Origin of the sequence: Paenibacillus phyllosphaerae (assembly GCF_014192105.1) — a bacterium.
GTDB classification, from domain to species: Bacteria; Bacillota; Bacilli; order Paenibacillales; family Paenibacillaceae; genus Paenibacillus_Z; species Paenibacillus_Z phyllosphaerae.
Genome location: NZ_JACHXK010000030.1, coordinates 18,160 through 37,298, shown reverse-complemented (window position 1 = coordinate 37,298; position 19,139 = coordinate 18,160). Strand labels below are relative to the sequence as shown.

Sequence of the window (19,139 nt, the reverse complement as noted above, 5' to 3'; positions counted from 1 at the left end):
GGCGGGCAGTAAGGGATGACGGTGCGCGAAGATGCAGTATAAACGAATCAAGTGGCTCATTCTATGGATACCGACCGTTACCATTGCGCTGTGGGAATATCTTCGGCATACCTTCCTGCTGCCTTACCTGTCGATGGAGCTGGGCAATCTGCTCGCCCCGATCATTGTCTTGATCGTAACGCTTACCCTTGTCCGCAAGCTGATGCGGATGCTGGAGCAGGCGCATGAATCGCTGCAGCGGGAACGTGCCGTTAAGGCGGGACTTGTCGAACGCGAGCAGCTGGCCCGCGAACTGCATGACGGCATCTCGCAGTCGCTATTCCTGCTGGCGGTAAAGCTGGATAAATTGGAGAACGAGACGAAGGACGGTCCTGCGGCGCAGACGGTCAGCGGTCTTAAGGGCACGGTCAGGCGCATCTATGACGATGTCCGGCAATCGATTGCCAATCTGCATCATGAGCCTGCTGCCGCGGCAGAGGACCAGTGGCTGCAAGTGATCGTCCAATTGGCGGAAGAGCTTGAGCGTACCGGCATTCACGTCGCAATGGATTGGCGGCTGTCGGAAACGGGGCTCACGAGCAAAGAAAAGATCGAGCTGATCGCGATTATCCGCGAGGCAATGCTGAACGTGCAAAAGCATGCGGAGGCAGACCGGCTCGACATCTCGGCGCGGGGCGATGGACATGGCGGCTTCCGGTGCACCGTTCAAGATAACGGCATCGGCGCTGATCTAGAGAAGCTCGAAGCCAAGGGCCGCTACGGCATTCGCATGATGCAAGGCCGTGCGAATGAGATGGGCTGGCAGCTGATGATGAACGGCGAGCCCCCGTTAAGCCCAGACGAGACTGGGGGGCAATCAGCCGGCAGCGGGTTGGCGATTATTCTCGTGAAGAAGGGGGAGATCTAGCATGCAGCGCGAACCGGAATATGGAACAGGCGATCAGGGGCTGCAGCGGCCGGTCCGCGTACTGCTCGCCGACGATCATCCGCATGGACGGGAAGGGATGCGCGAAATTCTAAGCGGCGATCCGCTCTTCACCATCGTCGGCGAAGCGGTGCATGGCGAGCAGGCGGTCGTGCTGGCCGCAGAATTCGGTCCGGATCTGGTGCTGATGGATATTAATATGCCGGTCATGAACGGCATGACGGCTACTCAGCATATCAAATCGATCGATCCGCGCATCAAAATCGTCATGGTGACCGTCTCGGACGATATTACCAATCTGTTCGAGGCGATCAAGCGAGGCGCCCAAGGATATCTGCTCAAGAATCTGTCACCGTCCTCTTGGCTCGAATATCTGCGCGGCATCGTCGTCGACGAAGCGCCGATGTCTAAGGAATTGGCGCTGCGCCTGTTGCAGGAATTCAGCGGCGGAGGGCGTCCTCCTGCAGCGGGCCGCTCAGCAACGGAGCTTGACGCATCCGCAGGGCCGGCGGGGATGCAAGAGTCCGCCAAGCGGGTGCAACCGCAAGGCAAGACGGCATTGACGCAGCGTGAAGGGGATATCTTGCAGCGGGTCGCAGCCGGGGATTCCAACCGGCAGATTGCCGAAGGTTTCGGACTGTCGGAGCATACGGTGAAGAACCACCTCAAAAATATTTTGCAAAAACTCCATCTCGAGAATCGCGTCCAGCTGACGCGCTATGCCATCGAGCAGGGGCTGCTCGGCGATCGGACGATGTAATTCCGCCTCCTATCATTCACAAATTAGACACAAACGTATAGCCCGATGGAGTCATGCCTAGTCCGGCGAAGCGGCGTATACTCATACACATCGAGCGTGATATGGAGGAATGAAATGATGAAACGGATGAAACAATGGGTCGTACTCGGCATTGCCTTGATGTCCATGATGATGTTTGCCGGCCTGGCAAGTGCCCACGTGACCGTGTGGCCGAAGGAAACGACGCAGAATAGCTATGAAGTCTTCACGGTACGCGTACCAAGCGAGAGCGAGAACGTGACCACGACAAGCGTACAAGTGCGCATCCCGGAAGGCGTGAACGTATCGCGCGTCGAACCGAAGGGGGGCTGGACGTATGCGCTGGAGCAAGCGGCTGACGGCGTGATCACGTCCGTCACTTGGACGGCGGAAGGCGAAGGCCTGAAGCAGGTGGAATTTACCGAGTTCCGCGTGAGCGGCAAAGTGGCTGAGGATGCATCGGAGCTGGTATGGAAAGCGTACCAGACTTACAGCGACAAGTCGGTCGTGGAATGGATCGGCGCGGCTGACGCGGATTACCCGGCATCGGTAACGTCCGTAGCGGCAGGCACCGGCGAAGGCGACGGGCATGGCCACGGCGCCGCGACAACGACAGACACGGCTGCGACAGACGCAGCTACGGACGCTGCAAGCGAAGAGAGCAGCTCTAATATGCCGCTGATTCTGTCGATCATCGCAGTAGCGCTCGCGGCGGTATCGGTAGTGGTATCGTTCGTGAAGAAAAAATAAGTTTGGCTCAAAAGCTATCCCACGTCATCGGAGATGAAGGGATAGCTTTTTTTACTCGTTCTTAAAGGTAAGTGTGTACACGAAGTGGACGTCAAGCGAGAGTCAGCAGGCGATTTAGGGAGGCGAGACCCCAAGGTTAAAATACCCTCCTCTGGGTTATATTACATAAAACTGGAACTTGATTCGACAATATCCGCGCAGGATGATTTAATGGGTTCATGGACATCTAAGATTCGGAGGCTAACGAATTTGGTTTTTACACTGCGCAAGAAGCTTTACATCGGGTTTAGTGCAATTATCGTCCTATTTGTGATTACCGTTGTGTTATCCACGATCTTATCCCAGCGAATGATCGAATTAACGATCGAAAGCACGGCAACGGAAGAGCGGATGGAAGTCATCCAGCGGCTGAATTTGTTCGCCCGTACCGCTAATGACAATGGAGCCCATTATTTGCTCGCGCCGCTCTATGTGGAGGAAGACTTTGAGTCCCAGTTCCGCTCGAACGTCCAATACGTAGGGAGCGAATTGGCGCTCCTGTCCGCGATAACGACTGATCCGGAAGGAAGCATTCAGATCGCGAACTTCAAGCGCAAGTGGGCCGCATTCGTGAAGAAGAAGCAGCAGATCATGGCGCTTAAGAAACAAGGCAATACCGAACAGGCGCAAGAGAATTACACGAAGGACAGCTTCGATCCGATCGCGTTCGCCCTTCATGCGTTCTTCAAGACGGAACAAGCGAGGCTCCTCCGGTACAACGGCGAAATCCGAAGCAGCGGCCGAATCATTCAATGGGCGGACTACTCGGTGGCATCCTTTGCGATTGTGTTGTCGCTGGGGGTGGCTTATTTCCTATCCAACTACCTGGTTGAACGGATTCAACGCCTCAAAGGCTCGGCCCAAATGGTCGCGGAAGGCGATCTGCAGGTGCCGGATCTGGCGTTCAATGGGCGCGACGAACTGCAAGATTTGGCCCAGGCGTTCAACCGGATGACGCACTCGCTGCGGAGCGTGATCGACTCGAACCAATCCCTTCAGCATCTGTCGACAAGGGATGGCCTTACGGGCATTCCGAATCGCCGCTGTTATGACGAAACGATCGAGAGAGAATGGAGCCAGCCGGCAGGCAATGCCAAGCCAATCTCGCTCATTTTGTTCGATATCGACTATTTCAAACGCTATAACGACTTCTACGGGCATCAAGAAGGGGATGAATGCCTGAGGCAGGTAGCAGGAATTCTCCAAGAACAAGTAGGGCCTTATGGCTTGGCCGCTCGTTATGGCGGGGAGGAATTCATCGTGCTGCTCCCGAATCAGACGGCGGACGAGGCGGTCCAGATGGCTGCGAGCTTCAAGCAGGCGCTCGCCCAGAGGGCGATCCCGCATGAGAAGTCGGAAGTGAGCGATTATGTCACCGTTAGCATCGGGGTTGCTTCGACCGCGGCAGACAGAGCCCATACTCCGAAAGATCTGCTGAAGGAAACGGATGAAGCGCTATACGAAGCGAAAGAAACGGGGAGAGACCGCATTTGCGTCTACGGACGCGGCGTTCAATCGCAAGACGGGGACGCTGCGCGATGAACATACGTATTCTTGCAATCCTGCTGCTTGTTGCGCTTATGCTTAGTTCCTGTACGGGCAAGGGTTCGGCGGACGAGCCGGTGCTCTTGTCGTTCTGGACGACGAATTCCAGCGAAGAGACGGAATTCTTGAAGAAAAGGATCGAGGCCTTCTCGAAGGCGAATCCGACGATTCGAGTGAAGGTCGAGCAGCACACGTTTCCTTTTGCCACAAGCGAATTCAAAACGGCCGTGCTCGGCGATCAATCGGTAGACATCTTCCGTGCGGACAATACGTGGGTTCCGGAATATGCGGAACTGGATATTATTTATCCATTGAATCAACTGGCTGACGCAGACGCGCTATCCGGTTATATTCCTTCGACGCTCACGCCGCTCCGTTACCAGGGGAAATTGTACGGGCTGCCTTCGGTTATCGAAGTGCCGGCGTTGCTGTATAACAAAAGACTGCTGAGCGAAGCGGGCTTTACCAAGCCTCCTGACACGATGGACGACATGCTGACCATGGCGAAGGCATTGACGAGCAACGGGCATTACGGCTTGTTTATGCCGGATGATTCCTACTACGCGCTTCCCTATCTATGGGCATTCGGAGGCGGCATGGTGAGCGAGGACGGCAAGATCCTCATCGCGTCCGAGGAATCGCAGCGCGCTTTGTCATTTATGGTTCGGCTGAGGCAGGAAGGCGTGACCCAGCCGTATGCCGATTTCGCGGACTGGTATAATCGCATGATGAGTGATTTCGTGAACGGTAAAGTCGCGATGATCTTCAATGGACCTTGGGCAATGGTAGACCTCATGAACGGCAAGGAATTCAAGCAGACCGATTACCTGGGCATCGCGCCCATCCCGAAAGGGCCTGAGGGGCAAGGGTCGCCGATCGGGGGACATAGCTTCGTCATCAATAAGTACTCCAAGCATCCGCGAGAAAGCTTGACGCTCATCGCTTACTTGACCAATACCGAGACGCAGGTGCTGCAGAGCCGCAAATTCAAGACGCTGCCGACGCAATCGGCTGCCTACCGAGATGAAAGACTGTCGAACGATAAGATGGTCCAAGGATTCAAGGAACCGCTGGATAAGGCCAAGGCGCGTCCGGTGATTCCCGAAGGCGCGAAGCTGTTCATGGATTTCACCCCGAATCTGAACGCCATGCTCCTTCAGAGGCTAACGGTCCAGCAAGGCGTTACGAACATTGAAGAGTCATGGTCTCGCCTGTTGGAATAGACACTGTGCTGCCATAACCGCATATATGGGAATAGACAAAGCCTATTTAGCCCTCATCCTCGTCGGATGCAGGGCTAGATTGCGTTATGGGTGTGTAAACTTACCTGACATAGATATTGCCTGTTTCTCGAGTCGGAGCTTATAGTTAATGAAGAGCTTGCAGCGGGACTGCCGCGAGCATGGTCATCGGTTTCTCGTTTCAAGTCGCAAGACTTGGCGTGCAGCCGCATGGACCGACTGTTTCATTACCCATTTCGAGGAATGGAAGGTGTGGGATTATGCCGGGTGAACTGATCTTGACCGTAGACGATGAGGCGCGTATCGGAGAGTTGGTAGGGATGTATTTGGCCAAGGACGGCTTCCTGCACCGTAGCGTAACGAGCGGCCACCAGGCGATCCAGGTATTGGAGCGCGAGCAGCCCTCGCTTATCGTATTGGACGTCTTCCTGCCTGATATTGACGGATATGAACTATGCGCCGCGCTTCGCCAGAGAACCGACGTCCCGATCGTCTTCTTGACGTGCAGGGATTCCGAGATTGACAAAGTCGTGGGCTTAAGCGTCGGCGCCGATGATTATATGAGCAAGCCGTTCAGCCCCATTGAGCTGGTTGCCCGCATCAAAGCCCACCTGCGCCGCAATCGGATCGTAACCAGCAAGGTAAGCCAAGCCAGCGCCGCAGTCCCGCCCCTGCCAGACCCCGCTGTCATTGCGACCGAACATATTCGGCTATATACCGATGCCCATGAACTATACATAGACGGCAAGAAGGTCGATCTATCGGCCAAGGAGTTCCAATTGCTCACCTATCTGATGCGCAACAGCAAGCAAGTGTTGACCACGGAACGGCTGCTCACCCATGTGTGGGGATATGAGAGCAGCGTCGATACGAAGACGTTGAAGGTGCACATCGGCCATCTGCGCAAAAAAATCGAGCGGGAGGCCGCCAACCCGACACGCATCGTGACGATTCGCGGCATCGGGTACAAATTCAATGAACCGATTTCGCATGTTTAGAAGCAGGAAGGGCCGTCCGCGGGCTTTTGCGCTCCAGCTGCTCATGGGCATGCTTATCGTGGCCTTGGTACCGCTGCTCCTGCTCTCCACGCTGGCCGGGCAGACGGTGCGTTCGCAGCTGACCGAGATGAATGCGCGCAGCGCGGCGATTACGGAGCAGAATTACATTCGCATGTACGAAACGAACATCGAGCAACAGGCCAAGGCGATTAATGCGGAGCTGCGGAAAGTGGAAGACGCGGTACTCATGGCCAAGGCGATGGCGGAATCGATCTTCCGATCCGACCATCAACCGGTCGTGCAGCCGCTGTCATTCGTCTACGATTCGCAGCGGAAGGGATTCGTTGAACCGAGCGACAAGGCAGATCCGCGTCTCGGGACGGTAGGGATCAGGGACGAATCGGGTCGGAAGCGGCCAACCGCCGTGCAGGCATATGACCTGTCGCTGGCCAAATCGCTCTATCCGGTTTTCCGGTCGGCAACCTCCCGCAATCCGACCATCGTGGCGATGTATTACATCCATCCGCTCGACGGCTCTTTCTTTTATCCCGAATATGATGGGCCGGAGGCGCCCGTTCAGCCGCGGATCAAGCCGCTCACCTCGTATCCGTTCTATACGGCAGCGCTGAATGTGCCCCCTAGTGAGGAGCGAGTAATCTGGACGGAGCCGTATTACGACATTACGCCGCGCGGCTGGATGTTCACCGCAACCGCCCCGGTATACGATGAACGCCGTGTGCTCAAAGGCGTCGTCGCGGCGGATGTAACGATCGAGCGATTCGTCGGCAATGTGCTCGACACGTCCTTTCACGGCGGTGATGGCTACGCGTTGCTGCTCGACCAGCAGTCCGGACTGATCGCGGCCCAGAAGCATGGCGGCGAAGAACTTGCTACGCTCGATCTTGCTACCCTGTTCGCCCCGCAGTATGACAACAGCTTCCGCAGCATGCGGCTTGGCGGCAAACCTCAGGCCGTGTTCAGCCGCACGATCCCGGCGACCAGCTGGGTGCTGGGATATATCGTGCCGGAGCAAAAAATGCTCGAGCCTGTCTATTCCGCCACAAGCGCGGTCGCGGAGACGACGAAAAAGAAGCTTTTCTTCCAACTGGCCGGCTTGGGCGGGCTTGCGAGCTGCATATGCATCTTGCTTGCCTTCTATCTGCGAGCCAAGATCGTCCGGCCCGTCCAGTCGCTCACGAATGCGTTCACGGAGGTCGGCGGCGGGATGTTCCCGCAGAAGCTGCACGATACCGGATCGCTCGAGTTCAATCGCCTGCTCCACGCTTTTAACCGGATGACCGACCAGATTCGCGAGTTGATGGAGCAGCAGGTTCAGCATAACCAGCAGCTCGAGCATAAGGTCGAGCTGCGCACCGAGGAGCTGAGCGCGATGAACCGGGAGCTTGAGCTGCGCGTCGATGAACTGCTGCGGATCGAGAATTGGCGCAAGGAATTGTTCATGAATATCTCCCATGACCTGAAGACGCCGATTACGCTTATTCGCGGATACATCGAAGCGATTCAAGACGGGACGATTCCGCCGCAGTCGACCAGCGTTTTCCTAGAGCGCATATACGAAGGCATTCAGACGATCACGCGGTTCGTCAAGCATCTGACCGAGCTTAGCTTACTCGAGACGAGGCAGACGAAAGCGGTTATGGCCGAGCTGGATGCGGAGCGCTTCTTCCTGCAGCTGGCGGAGAAGTGGAAGGCCTATCTGACGCTCGAGAACCGTCCGTTCCACATCCAGCGATCTGGCGGTTCGGCTTGGCTGAGCGGAGATGCAGACATGATAGAGCGAGTCATCGGTAATCTGCTGGAGAACGCGATCAAATATTCGGACGCAAGCGCTCCGATTACGCTGCGCTACGAGCAAGATGGCGGGGTGGTTCGTTACCATGTCACGGACAACGGCAACGGTATTCCGGAGAAGGAAATGCCGCTCATCTTCCAATCGTTCTATCGGGTGGACCGGTCGCGCAACAGCCATATTCCCGGCAGCGGTCTTGGCTTGTCGATCGCCAAAGAAATCGCCGACATCCACGGCGGCGAGCTGACCGTGAAGCGTAATCCAAGCGGCGTCGGCTGCACGTTCACGCTTGTGCTTCCGATCGCGGAGGCGCCGAGCAGCAGGCAGCGCCTGGCGCAGTAGTCATAAGAACAAAGCCGCTAGCCGCTCCTAACTCCCATACCGAAAAGACCGTCAGACCTGCCTTGCGGCAATGTTTGACGGTCTTTTCTTCGTTGTCTGGGGAATGATTCTATTACTCGGTTACCGGCGCTGCCAGGTCGAGCGTCGGCGTTTCGTCGAAGAAGTTGAACGGCTTGATCATCGCCGTCACCCATTCGGTCGGCATGATCGGGAATTCCTCGGCCCGCATGACGTGGGTCGTGCCTGTCGTCAGCCAGACGACGGTATCGGTATTCTCGATCTTGCGGTTCTTCTTCGTCCACAAGCCAAGGCCCGTATCGGTATTATGCGTGGTGTATTTGCCTTCGGCGTACAGCTCATCCTTCTTGTACGGCGTTACCCAAATATGATTGTTAATGAATTCGGCGCGTTTCAGCACATAGTCGTTCTTGGTGAACAGCGGCTCTTCCATGAACGGATGCGTGCCGCCGGCATACGGCATGACCTGATAGCCGGTCGTGTAGCCTTGCCTGTTCTCGCTGTCTTCGCTCGTGACGAGGACGATTTTGTCCGGATCGAATTTTTGAATGGCTTCCTGCTCGGTCTTGTACGTCTTGTCGATCGTGATCATCTCGCTGCGCGCGAATTCCGGCTCAGGCACGGTGACCGCTTTCGGGAGAATCTCGCCCACGGTATTGTTCTCGCCATCGACATCCAGGTCCAGGCGGTAGCTGAAAATATGCTGGTGCGTCGGGGCTACAATGTTCTGGTCGACCAGCACGCCGTTGCGCGTATCTTCTTCGGCCGTTTTGTCGTGGATCGTTTTGCTTTCGACGGCTTTGATCTGGGCGAGGCCCGTGGCGCCTGTCATGATCTTGACCGAGCCGTTCTGCAGGAAGACCCAGTCGAGCACGTAGTCATAGTTGCCGATCGTGGCAATCGCGCGAAGGACAAGTTCGCGGCGCTCGCGGGCATCCCCGTTATGCGACCATTCCGGATCGGCGTAACGCTCGAACAGGGCGAAAGCGTTCTTAATGACCGTTGCTTTGCCTTCGGTCGTATTCAGCGCGGCATCGAACAAAGTCGCGTTCTTCGGCACGTCCGAACCGATATTTAGCGAGCGGGTGGAGAGGCCGACGCCGTATTCGCCGGCATCCATGAAGATTTTGTACAGCCAAGCGGGATCCGGATCGCCGTACGGCACCATCATGCCGCCCATGTAACCTTCATACATCACTTTGCGCTTCGTGCCGTTGTCGTTGTAGGAGACGGTCGAGATGATCGGACCGACGCGCGGATCGAGCCGGAATTGAAACTTCCAGTTCTGCCAATCGACGATCGAGCCCTTGACGTTGAAGCTGGCCCCCTGCGGCTGCGAAATAATGAGCGGCTTGAGCTGGTCGGTCCGGTCGCTCTTGATGACCTTGCTGTAATCGTTCGGGTCCGTCGGAATCGGAGGCGTCCCGTAATCGTAAATTTTGAGCACTTTCTTGGCGTTCAGATCGACGAGGAAAGCAAGACCGTCCATCGGATGGGCAAAGCTGTTTACGGCTCCTTCGACTGTCGGCCTAGGCACAGACATGGCGAGCCTCGAGCCTTTCGGCGTCAGTTCGGGACCGTAATCCCCAAGCGGTCCGTCGGCGAACTTGATTTTGCTTAAGTCCGTATAACCCCGCTTGGCGAGCGCAGCGACCGCTGCAGGGTCCTTCTCGACGATGGCTTCCGACTGCCCCCATTCCGTATAGAACGGCCAGCCCTCGGTAACTTCCTTCCAATAGACGATCTTGTTCTGGTCGAGATTGACCGTTCCTTCGTACGGCGTATTCCCTTTGATGGCGGTGAACGTGGCTAGACGCGGCAGCCGCGTCGAACCGTCCGTGTCGTCCCAATTCCATACCGCTTTCTTGTCCGGTTCCTCTAGCTTAATCTCCGGGAAATACATATCCTCGCTGCCATACTGGGAGGCGCGGATAATGGAAGACGTCTTCTCGATTTCTTGCGGCGTGAGCGGGTTGAGCGGATGGTAGACGATCTTCTCGATCTCCGCCGCGCTCAGCTCCTGGCTGAACAAGCTGGGGAAGAAGCTTGTCGAGGCCACCGCGACGGACAGCGCAATGGCAGGAATGATAATCTTTTTCTTAATCATAGGCACCCTCCACATCAATATTGGAATAATTGCAGTTCCTTGCGCCAAGAAGCTGACTCTCTTGTTACATCGCATCCCTCATTCCCATTCGTTCCTTGTTAACTAATCTAACAGAGGAGGGTGAAGATAAAGGGAGGGGGAGGTAAGGCGGAGATCAAAGTTCAGGGACGGTTCGGTAAATTTTTCGTATAGTACAGCACCGTTTGGTAAAAGAAAAAAAAGCCTGCTGCCGCCAAGCGCCGGGCCAGCCGCTCCAACTAAACTGCGGGGAGGCTTCGCGCTTAACGGAAACAGGCTTACGAATCAAGATCGAGCAGTACGGAAGGGAAGCCAGCCGCCGCATAGGCAGGCTCGACGATTCAATCGAGATCGTCAACAATCAAATTTGGACCGTGAACGGGACGACGAATACTTTGCCATCCCGCTGGAATTGCCCCCACAACTTGTACATGCCGCTCTTCGGGAACGTGATGGCGAATACGGCCTGCGGCCCGGTTGCTGCCCAGTTGAGCGGATGGACGTGGATGAAATCGCTGGCGGTTTCGTCGATGGCGACCACATGTCCGACAGATCCGAGGTACAGCTCGAGGTCCGTAATGGGGTCGCCCGTGCTAGCATCGAAGAGCGAATACGTCATCGTCGTCGCCATCTGCGCCATCGGCTGCTGGCCGAACTCAAGCTCGATCCGCATCCCTTCCACGGTCGCGGTTAATGTCTTGCTCGCTTCGAGCGGTACCGCCGGTTCCGGTGTGCCGGCAACGGTAAAGTCTGCGGAGCGGGTAAGCTCGTTTAACCCCATTGGCTTGAAATCGGAGAAAAGCTTGTAATCGCCGCCGGACTCGAGCGTAATCGGCAGCTCGAACACGCCGTTACCCTTATATTCGGGATGCACATGCTGGAACTGCGCTAGATCGTGGCTGACTACGATGAGGTGGAGCTGTTTTTCATTCACGATCTCGAAATGCTCGATAGGACCGGCGTTCTGATCGGCGAAGGTCAATCTCAGACGCTGCGGTTGTCCCGCCTGCGGCGTTCCATCCGGCCAATTGACCGACAGGCCGATCCGCTTCTCCGCTTCCGTCTCGGATTCGGCACCGGCATGTTGATGGCTCATCGTCATCGCATAAGGATCGAGATACGGATCGGACAGATCGCTGGCCGCCTCCGTCCGGCTCATTCGCTCGAGCAAGAGGCTTGTGCCTGCGACGGATGTCGCGATAATGGCAATCGTAATCCAGCTCCGGTTCATTGCAGCCCCTCCTTGAAGTCGTTCTCGTATGAGGGCCATTATACACACGTAACGTAAAGCAACCGGGCGACATCGATAAAGCGAAGATAAATAAAGGGTAAAAATCGGGTAATGGCAGGTTGAATCGGTACGATTAAACCAAGGGCGTAATCGGTACGATTCGACCATGGCGCAATCGATTCGGCTCGTCCGATGCATAGAAGTCGGCCGTTTGTCCATACTCTAGACGATTAGCAATAATTGCTTGGACCCCCAATGATAATTGGGACTCGCCCAAGCAAGCGGAATGAGTTACTATGAGATAGGACCTAGGGACTAAGGGAGGACATATGATGAGTAAGGTATACAACGTTATTCAGCAGGTCGAGATTAAAGATATGAACAATGAACCGATTACTACGGCCGTCTTCACATATGGGACATCCGACTTCGCCTTCCACATCGGCAGCACCGTCATCGTACCGCGGATCGGCTTACGTGAATTCGAGGTTGTATACGATACGCGCACGCAGGAAGTGGACCGGGTAGAAGTTTTGAGCATTGAATACGATATCCGGACGAACCCGATCAGCGGCACGATCATCCTGAAGCCGGCGACGCTCATACTTGGCCTCCACGACATCGGACAAGCTTAGTCAGCCGGGAGACCGACGGATTTTGGCAGGAACACTTGCTTATTGGACGACATTTTATATATAATCGGAACTATATTTGTCAATGCGATGAGGAAGAAGAGTACGCAGTGCTGTCGTACAGGGAGAAGATGCCGAAGATTGAGAGCATCTTCACGTGAATCAGGCTGCCGAAGTTCCCTTCCGAGCAGGCTTCTGAACACCGTGAGCGTTATTGCTGCGGGCCAGTAGGAGTGCCCGGCAATCCGGCCGATATCCGGAGCATAAGAAACTGCCGATGCGTTTGTCTTGCCTCACATGGCGAAGCGCGCGCGGATAGTTTGAATATGGGTGGTACCACGATCCTTTCGTCCCTGTCTTTGGGAGGAAGGATCTTTTTATTTTGCGATGGAGGCGATTAGGAATGAAAGAACGGTTGGAAGCATTACGCTCCGAAGCGCTGCAGGAACTGCAGGGCGTAACCGATCCGCAGCAGCTGAATGAGCTGCGCGTCAAGTATTTGGGCAAGAAAGGCGCGCTGACGGAGATTCTTCGCGGCATGGGCGCGTTAAGCGCGGAGGAGCGTCCGGTTATCGGGCAAGTGGGTAACGATGTGCGCGCTGCCATTGAAGAGGTCATCGAGACGAAACAAGCGGCATTCGTGGAAGCGGAGACGCAGAACCGTCTGCGCGCCGAGACGATCGACGTGACGCTGCCGGGCAAAAAGCCGACCGCGGGCGCGGTTCATCCGCTCAACAAGGTCGTGCAAGAGATCGAGGATGTTTTCGTCGGACTCGGTTATACCGTTGCGGAAGGTCCGGAAGTCGAGACGGATTACTACAACTTCGAGGCTCTCAATCTGCCGAAGGATCATCCGGCCCGCGATATGCAGGATTCCTTCTATGTGACGGACGATATTCTGATGCGTACGCAGACGTCCCCGGTACAGGTTCGCACAATGAAAGCAGCCAACGGCAAACCGATTAAAATCATTTGCCCAGGCAAAGTATACCGCCGCGACGATGACGACGCGACGCATTCCTTCCAATTCAATCAGATCGAAGGCCTTGTGGTCGGCCCGAATATCCGGATGAGCGACCTTAAGGGAACATTGCTCCAATTCGTGCAGCTGATGTTCGGCAAACAGGCGCAAATCCGCCTTCGTCCAAGCTTCTTCCCGTTCACGGAGCCAAGCGCGGAAGTTGACGTCACTTGTTCGCAATGCGGCGGCGACGGCTGCCGGATGTGCAAACATACCGGATGGCTCGAGATTCTCGGGTGCGGCATGGTGCACCCGCGCGTCCTCGAGATGGGCGGCTACGATCCGAACGAAGTCACGGGCTTCGCTTTCGGCATGGGCGTTGAACGGATCGCTTTGCTCAAATACGGCATTGACGATATCCGCCATTTCTACACGAACGATCTGCGCTTCTTAAGCCAGTTTGTCCGAATGTGAGATCAGACTTAAGGAGGCTAATACAGTGAACGTATCCTATCAATGGTTGCGAGAATATATTGAACTGAACGGTTATAACGGGGAACGGCTCGCGGAGCTGATGACAAGCGGCGGGATCGAGATCGATATCGTCGAGAACCGCAATAAAGGCGTGACCGGCGTGGTCGTCGGCCATGTCGTGGAACGCGAGAAGCATCCGGATGCCGACAAGCTGTCGGTGTGCAAGGTGGATGTCGGCCAAGAAGAGCTGCTCCAGATCGTGTGCGGCGCGAAAAACGTGGCCGCTGGCCAACTCGTGCCGGTCGCGACAATCGGCGCGAAGCTGCCGGGCGACTTCGCGATCAAGCGCGCCAAGCTGCGCGGCGTCGAATCGCAAGGCATGATCTGCTCGGCGAAAGAGCTGGGCCTCAACGACAAGCTGCTGCCGAAGGAACAGCAAGAGGGTATTCTCGTGCTGCCGGAAGGTACGCCGGTCGGCAAGTCGATCCTTGACGTGCTTGCGATCGAGGACGAGGTGCTCGAGCTCGACCTGACGCCGAACCGTTCCGACTGTCTGAGCATGCTGGGCGTTGCCTATGAAGTTGCGGCACTGACAGGCCGTCCGGTTAACCTCCCTCAGGCGAACCTGAACGGATCCAGCGAGCCGGCTTCCGGCCATATCAAAGTTGCCATCGATGCGAAAGAACAATGCACGCATTATTCGGCTCGCTACATTAAAGACGTGCATATCGGCCCGTCCCCGCAGTGGATGCAGAATCGCCTGATGGCGGCCGGCATTCGTCCGATCAACAATGTGGTAGACGTGACCAACTACGTCATGCTCGAGTACGGCCAACCGCTTCATGCCTTCGATGCGGATAAAGTAGCAGGCGGTCAAATCCTCGTTCGTGTGGCTCAAGAAGGCGAAGAGATCGAGACGCTGGACGGCCAAGTGCGCAAGCTTGAGCCGCATATGCTCGTCATTACGGACGGTACGGCGCCGATCGCGCTTGCCGGCGTCATGGGCGGAGCGAATTCCGAAGTAACGGATTCGACGGTCAACATCTTGCTCGAGTCCGCGCGCTTCGACGGTTCCAGCGTTCGCAAAACAAGCCGTCAGCTCGGCCTGCGCTCGGAATCCAGCGCTCGCTTCGAGAAAGGCGTCGACCCGGCCCGCGTCATTCCGGCATTGGATCGCGCCGCGGCGCTGATCGCCGAAGTGGCTAGCGGCCTTGTGCTAGAAGGCGTCGTCGAGGCGGTCTCGGCTCAGCCGGAGCCTGCGGTGGTCAAGGTATCGCTATCGAAGATTAACGGCTACCTCGGCACGGAACTATCCAAGCTTGAAGTGGAGACGATCTTCACGCGCCTGCAATTCGCATTCGAACTGTCGACGGACGGCGTGTTCGCTGTCACCGTGCCGACTCGACGCGGCGACATTACGCATGATGTCGATCTGATCGAAGAAGTGGCCCGTTTGTACGGCTACGACAACATTCCGACGACGCCGATCGAGGGAGCGACTTCCCCGGGCGCATTGACGAAGCCTCAGGCAATCCGCCGCGAGCTGCGCAAGCGTCTGACCCATGCCGGTCTGCATGAGGTCATCAGTTACTCGTTCACCCATCCAGAGCGGACGAAGCTGTTCCCGGCGTTGTCCGGCGACGTTCATCCGGTGCGTCTGGCGCTGCCGATGAGCGAAGACCGCAGCGTGCTGCGCACATCCTTGCTGCCGCAACTGATGGAGACCGCGACGTACAACCGGAACCGGAAGAATGACGATGTGGCGATCTTCGAGATCGGCAGCGTATTCCATACGGATGAAGAGACGCTGACGCGCTTGCCGCAGGAGAAGCATCGTTTGGCCGTATTGCTGACAGGTAACCGGATCGGTTCGCAATGGAACCGGAAGGCAGAAGCGGTCGATTTCTACGATGCCAAGGGAATTGTGGAGTCGATTGCCGAATTGCTCGGCGTCACGAAGGAGCTGTCCTTCGAACGTGCCGATATCGAGCATCTGCATCCAGGCCGCACGGCTGCAGTCGTGCTGGAGACGGAGCGCGGGCATGAGACGATCGGTTATGTCGGCATGCTGCATCCATCCGTTCAGCTGTCGAATGACCTCGTGGACACGTACGTGGTGGAGCTTGAGCTTGCGCCGCTATATGATGAAGCGGACTTCGCGATCGAATACCGGACGCTCCCGCGTTACCCGGCCATGCAGCGCGATATCGCGCTTGTGCTTGACCGCGAGGTGGCGGCCGGCAAGCTGATCGCCGCTGCGACAGCGCAGGGCGGCGAGCTGCTGGAGTCGGTGCGCGTGTTCGACGTATTCACCGGCGAGAAGCTGGGAGCGGACAAGAAGAGCGTCGCGATTGCGCTCGTATACCGTCACGCAGAGCGTACGCTGACCGACGAAGAAGTGACTGAGCTTCACGGTAAAGTCGTGTCGAACCTCGAACAATCTTTTGGCGCCGAATTGCGCAAATAGGCAGGAGATGCTTTAAGCCGTATCGAATTAGTTCCTTGCGAACCGATTCGTTACGGCTTTTTTATTGTTTTTGGGCTGTCAGAGCGAGCCGGCAGTCGGCTTACAGCCTGATCGGGGATGCATACCGCGCAAGAATTCTCCGAAATGCAACGCGCCTCGCTACAATAGGTGGCGATGGCCGTTTCACCTTGAATTCTAAGTATTTATACGTTACACGTAATAAACGAGGCTTAGAATTCTCCGGAGTGAAACGCGCCCCGCTACAATAAGTGGCGGCAGCCGTTTCACCTTGATTCATCTTGCGCGTATCGGTTATGCTAGTTTGAATAGCAACATAAATGGTCTTTTACGAGATTCATAGCGTCACAAGTTTGATGGGATAAATGGATTTATTCCCGAGGAGGAACTGCCTTCATGGATGCTGCCGGACGAACACGGGTAACGGTTGATATATACGGTAATCAATTTAAACTAACAGGGCATTCGAACCCGGAATATATCCGGCGCGTTGCAGCGCTGGTCGATGAGAATATGCACAAGCTGGCCAAGGGGTATCCGAGGCTTGATTTGCCGAAAATTGCGGTCCTTGCCGCTGTACATATGGCGGAAGACGTCTATCGTCTAGGCCGGGAGAATGAGCGCCTGCATGAAGCGGAAATCCGCTGCAAAGTGCTTGGCGTGGAGCTCGAGCAGATGCAAGCGGCGCATGCCGCAATTGCCGGCGAGCTCGAATCGGTGCGCAGTGAAGCGATGGCAGAGCTGGAGCGCGCTTATGAGGAAGCGGCTACGGAGCTTGCTGCGCTTCGCGAAACGAAGGACCAAGAGTTAAACGAGCTTCGTCAGTCCAAAGAACGGGAGCTCGGCGAGCTTAAGCAGGCGAGAACGCAAGAGCTGACCGCCCTTCAAGAGACAAAAGAACGAGAGCTAAACGAACTACGTCAAGCGCAGGAGCAAGAGTTAAGCGAACTGCAAGAGATGAAAGAGCTAGAGCTGGATGAGCTTCGCCAAACGAAGGAACAAGAATTGAACGAGCTGCGCCGCGCAAAGGAAGAAGAGGTCAGCGTGCTGCGGAGCCAATCCGAAGAAGCGCTTAATCAGCTGCGGCAAGCGCAGGAAGAAGAACTGTCCGCAAAGGAAGAGGCACTTAGCCAGTTGCGCGGCGAGCGCGAACAAGAGCTTGCTGCCCTTCGGGACGCTCATGCCGCACAGGCGGCAACGATCCGGGAGGCGCTGGAGCAGCAGCTTAGCGAACAGCGCGCTCAATTCGAGCAAGCCACGCAACTTGCGGCGGACGAACTGGCTCGCGTGAAGGAAGAGTTGCAGCTAGAGCTTGCGCTCTCCGAGAGCGCCCATGAAGAGGCGCTCAAGGCAGCTATGGAGCAGCTGCAAGCTCAGGAAGCGCAGCTGACGCAAGAGCGCGAGCAGACTAGGCTTGAGCTGGCGCGGATTCAAGGCGAGCTGGAGCAAGCGCTTCTCGCGCATATGGAAGCCGAGGAAGCGGCGGCTGAGCAACTTTCCCGCGTGCGCGAGGAGCTGCGAGCAGAGCTTGAAGAGGCGCAGAAGTCTCACGCGGAAGCGCTTGAATTGCTGCGTATGGAATTGGAACAGACGAGGGAAGAGTCGCAGATCGAGCTCGAACGTGAGCGCGAAGCGGCAAGCGCTCTCCTCTCGCGCAAGAATAATGAGCTAGAGCAAGCGTTGTCGGCAGCGGCTGCAGCGGAAGCGGAAGCAGCGGATCTGCTGCAGCTGGCCCGTCTCGAGCTAGACGAGCGTCTTGCGGAAGCCGAAGCTGGCCATAAGGCGGCGGCTGAGGCGGCCGGAGATACGCTTGCACGGGTTCGCCAAGAGCTAGAATCCCAGCTGGAGCAGACGATAGCGGCGCAGCTGGATGCCGAAGAAGCAGCGGCTGCCCGGCTTAAGGAAGTGCAGGAAGAACTGGAAGGCAAGCTGGCTGAGCAGTCTGAAGCGCTCGCCAAATCCGAGTCGGAACTGGCCGCATTGCGCCGACAGCTCGAGCAAGAGCAGGAGCAAGCGATCGCCGCGCAGCTTGAGGCTGAGGCGAACGCCGCGCAAGCGCTGGAACAGTTGCGATCCGAGCTGGAGGCTAAGCTTGCATCCGCGCAGCAGGCAACGGTTGAGGTAGAAGAGCTGTACAGCGTGCTAGAAGACGAACATCGCAAGTTGCAAGGGCAGCTGGAACATGAACGCGGGGCGCATTCTAGCAGCCTGACAGATCTGCAGACTCAGCTTGGCAAGCTGACGGAGCAGCTGGCCAACGAGCAGGAACGAGGGCGCACGCAGCAGGCAGCGGCCAATGCCGAGCTCGAGCAGCTGTTGGCTGCCTTCGAAGAGGCAGAGGCCGCAGCTTCGAGCAAACTTGATCGTGTGCGAGAGCAGTTGGAAGCCCAGTTGCTTCAGGAGCGCGAGGCGCATCAAGCCGTACTCGAAGCGGTTCGTAGCGAGCAGCAGGACCTGCGCGAGCATCTTCGGCGGGAGCATGAGGAAGCTGTCGCGGCATTACAGGCGGCTCACGAAGCTACGGTCGCTGAGGCGGAAGCCCGCCTTGCGGCAGTGCGTGAAGAGCTCGAAGGCAAGCTGAGCGAACAAGTCGCCAGTAGTGAAGAAGCGGCAGCAGAGGCGGAAGCCCGCCTAGCGGCAGTGCGCAATGAGCTCGAAGGCAAGCTGAGCGAGCAAGTCGCAAGCAGCGAAGAAGCGGCAGCAGAGGCGGAAGCCCGCCTAGCGGCAGTGCGCAATGAGCTCGAAGGCAAGCTGAGCGAGCAAGTCGCAAGCAGCGAAGAAGCGG

At 56.7% G+C, this 19,139-nt stretch carries 13 protein-coding genes; 11 read left to right on the top strand and 2 right to left on the bottom strand.

Annotation, left to right across the window (positions count from 1 at the left end):
- The first annotated feature begins 31 nt into the window (after nt 1–31).
- The 7 genes from FHS18_RS31635 to FHS18_RS31605 all read left to right on the top strand — a co-directional run bounded on the left by FHS18_RS31635 (nt 32) and on the right by FHS18_RS31605 (nt 8,428).
- Nucleotides 32–907 carry a sensor histidine kinase gene (locus FHS18_RS31635; RefSeq protein ID WP_183604395.1) on the top strand — a complete coding sequence of 292 codons (876 nt, stop codon included), beginning with the start codon at nt 32–34 and terminating at the stop codon, nt 905–907.
- Nucleotide 908: 1 nt separating this feature from the next.
- The gene (locus FHS18_RS31630) at nt 909–1,685 is read left to right on the top strand and encodes a response regulator (protein ID WP_183604394.1); all 777 of its coding nucleotides are present in this window, start codon (nt 909–911) and stop codon (nt 1,683–1,685) included.
- Between the two features lie 114 nt (nt 1,686–1,799).
- A complete protein-coding gene (locus FHS18_RS31625) occupies nt 1,800–2,453 on the top strand; it encodes a YcnI family copper-binding membrane protein (protein WP_246428025.1) in 654 nt (217 codons plus the stop codon).
- Nucleotides 2,454–2,702: 249 nt separating this feature from the next.
- Entirely contained in the window at nt 2,703–4,034 is a 1,332-nt protein-coding gene (locus FHS18_RS31620; protein ID WP_183604393.1) for a diguanylate cyclase, read from the top strand.
- Nucleotides 4,031–5,260, top strand: a complete 1,230-nt coding sequence (locus tag FHS18_RS31615) for an extracellular solute-binding protein (RefSeq protein WP_183604392.1) — start codon at nt 4,031–4,033, stop codon at nt 5,258–5,260. Before FHS18_RS31620 ends, FHS18_RS31615 begins: the two co-directional genes overlap by 4 nt.
- A gap of 278 nt (nt 5,261–5,538) precedes the next feature.
- Nucleotides 5,539–6,276, top strand: a complete 738-nt coding sequence (locus tag FHS18_RS31610) for a response regulator transcription factor (protein WP_183604391.1) — start codon at nt 5,539–5,541, stop codon at nt 6,274–6,276.
- A complete protein-coding gene (locus FHS18_RS31605; protein WP_183604390.1) occupies nt 6,269–8,428 on the top strand; it encodes a sensor histidine kinase in 2,160 nt (719 codons plus the stop codon). Before FHS18_RS31610 ends, FHS18_RS31605 begins: the two co-directional genes overlap by 8 nt.
- Before the next feature lie 112 nt (nt 8,429–8,540).
- Here FHS18_RS31605 and FHS18_RS31600 read toward each other — a convergent pair whose 3' ends face one another.
- Together FHS18_RS31600 and FHS18_RS31595 are read right to left on the bottom strand one after the other, a co-directional pair.
- The gene (locus FHS18_RS31600) at nt 8,541–10,553 is read right to left on the bottom strand and encodes a copper amine oxidase (protein WP_183604389.1); all 2,013 of its coding nucleotides are present in this window, start codon (nt 10,551–10,553) and stop codon (nt 8,541–8,543) included.
- A 379-nt stretch (nt 10,554–10,932) separates the two neighbouring features.
- Nucleotides 10,933–11,802 (bottom strand): hypothetical protein, encoded by an 870-nt coding sequence (locus FHS18_RS31595; protein WP_183604388.1) that lies wholly within the window; start codon nt 11,800–11,802, stop codon nt 10,933–10,935.
- A gap of 329 nt (nt 11,803–12,131) precedes the next feature.
- Here FHS18_RS31595 and FHS18_RS31590 point away from each other — a divergent pair, with 329 nt between their 5' ends.
- The 4 genes from FHS18_RS31590 to FHS18_RS31575 all read left to right on the top strand — a co-directional run.
- A complete protein-coding gene (locus tag FHS18_RS31590) occupies nt 12,132–12,437 on the top strand; it encodes a hypothetical protein (RefSeq protein ID WP_183604387.1) in 306 nt (101 codons plus the stop codon).
- Nucleotides 12,438–12,837: 400 nt separating this feature from the next.
- Nucleotides 12,838–13,869 carry a phenylalanine--tRNA ligase subunit alpha gene (pheS, locus tag FHS18_RS31585; protein ID WP_183604386.1) on the top strand — a complete coding sequence of 344 codons (1,032 nt, stop codon included), beginning with the start codon at nt 12,838–12,840 and terminating at the stop codon, nt 13,867–13,869.
- Between the two features lie 25 nt (nt 13,870–13,894).
- Complete coding sequence (gene pheT, locus FHS18_RS31580) at nt 13,895–16,336, top strand: phenylalanine--tRNA ligase subunit beta (protein ID WP_183604385.1); 2,442 nt, start codon at nt 13,895–13,897, stop codon at nt 16,334–16,336.
- A 414-nt stretch (nt 16,337–16,750) separates the two neighbouring features.
- On the top strand, nt 16,751–19,139 hold a 2,389-nt coding region (locus tag FHS18_RS31575), incomplete at its 3' end, for a cell division protein ZapA (RefSeq protein WP_183604384.1).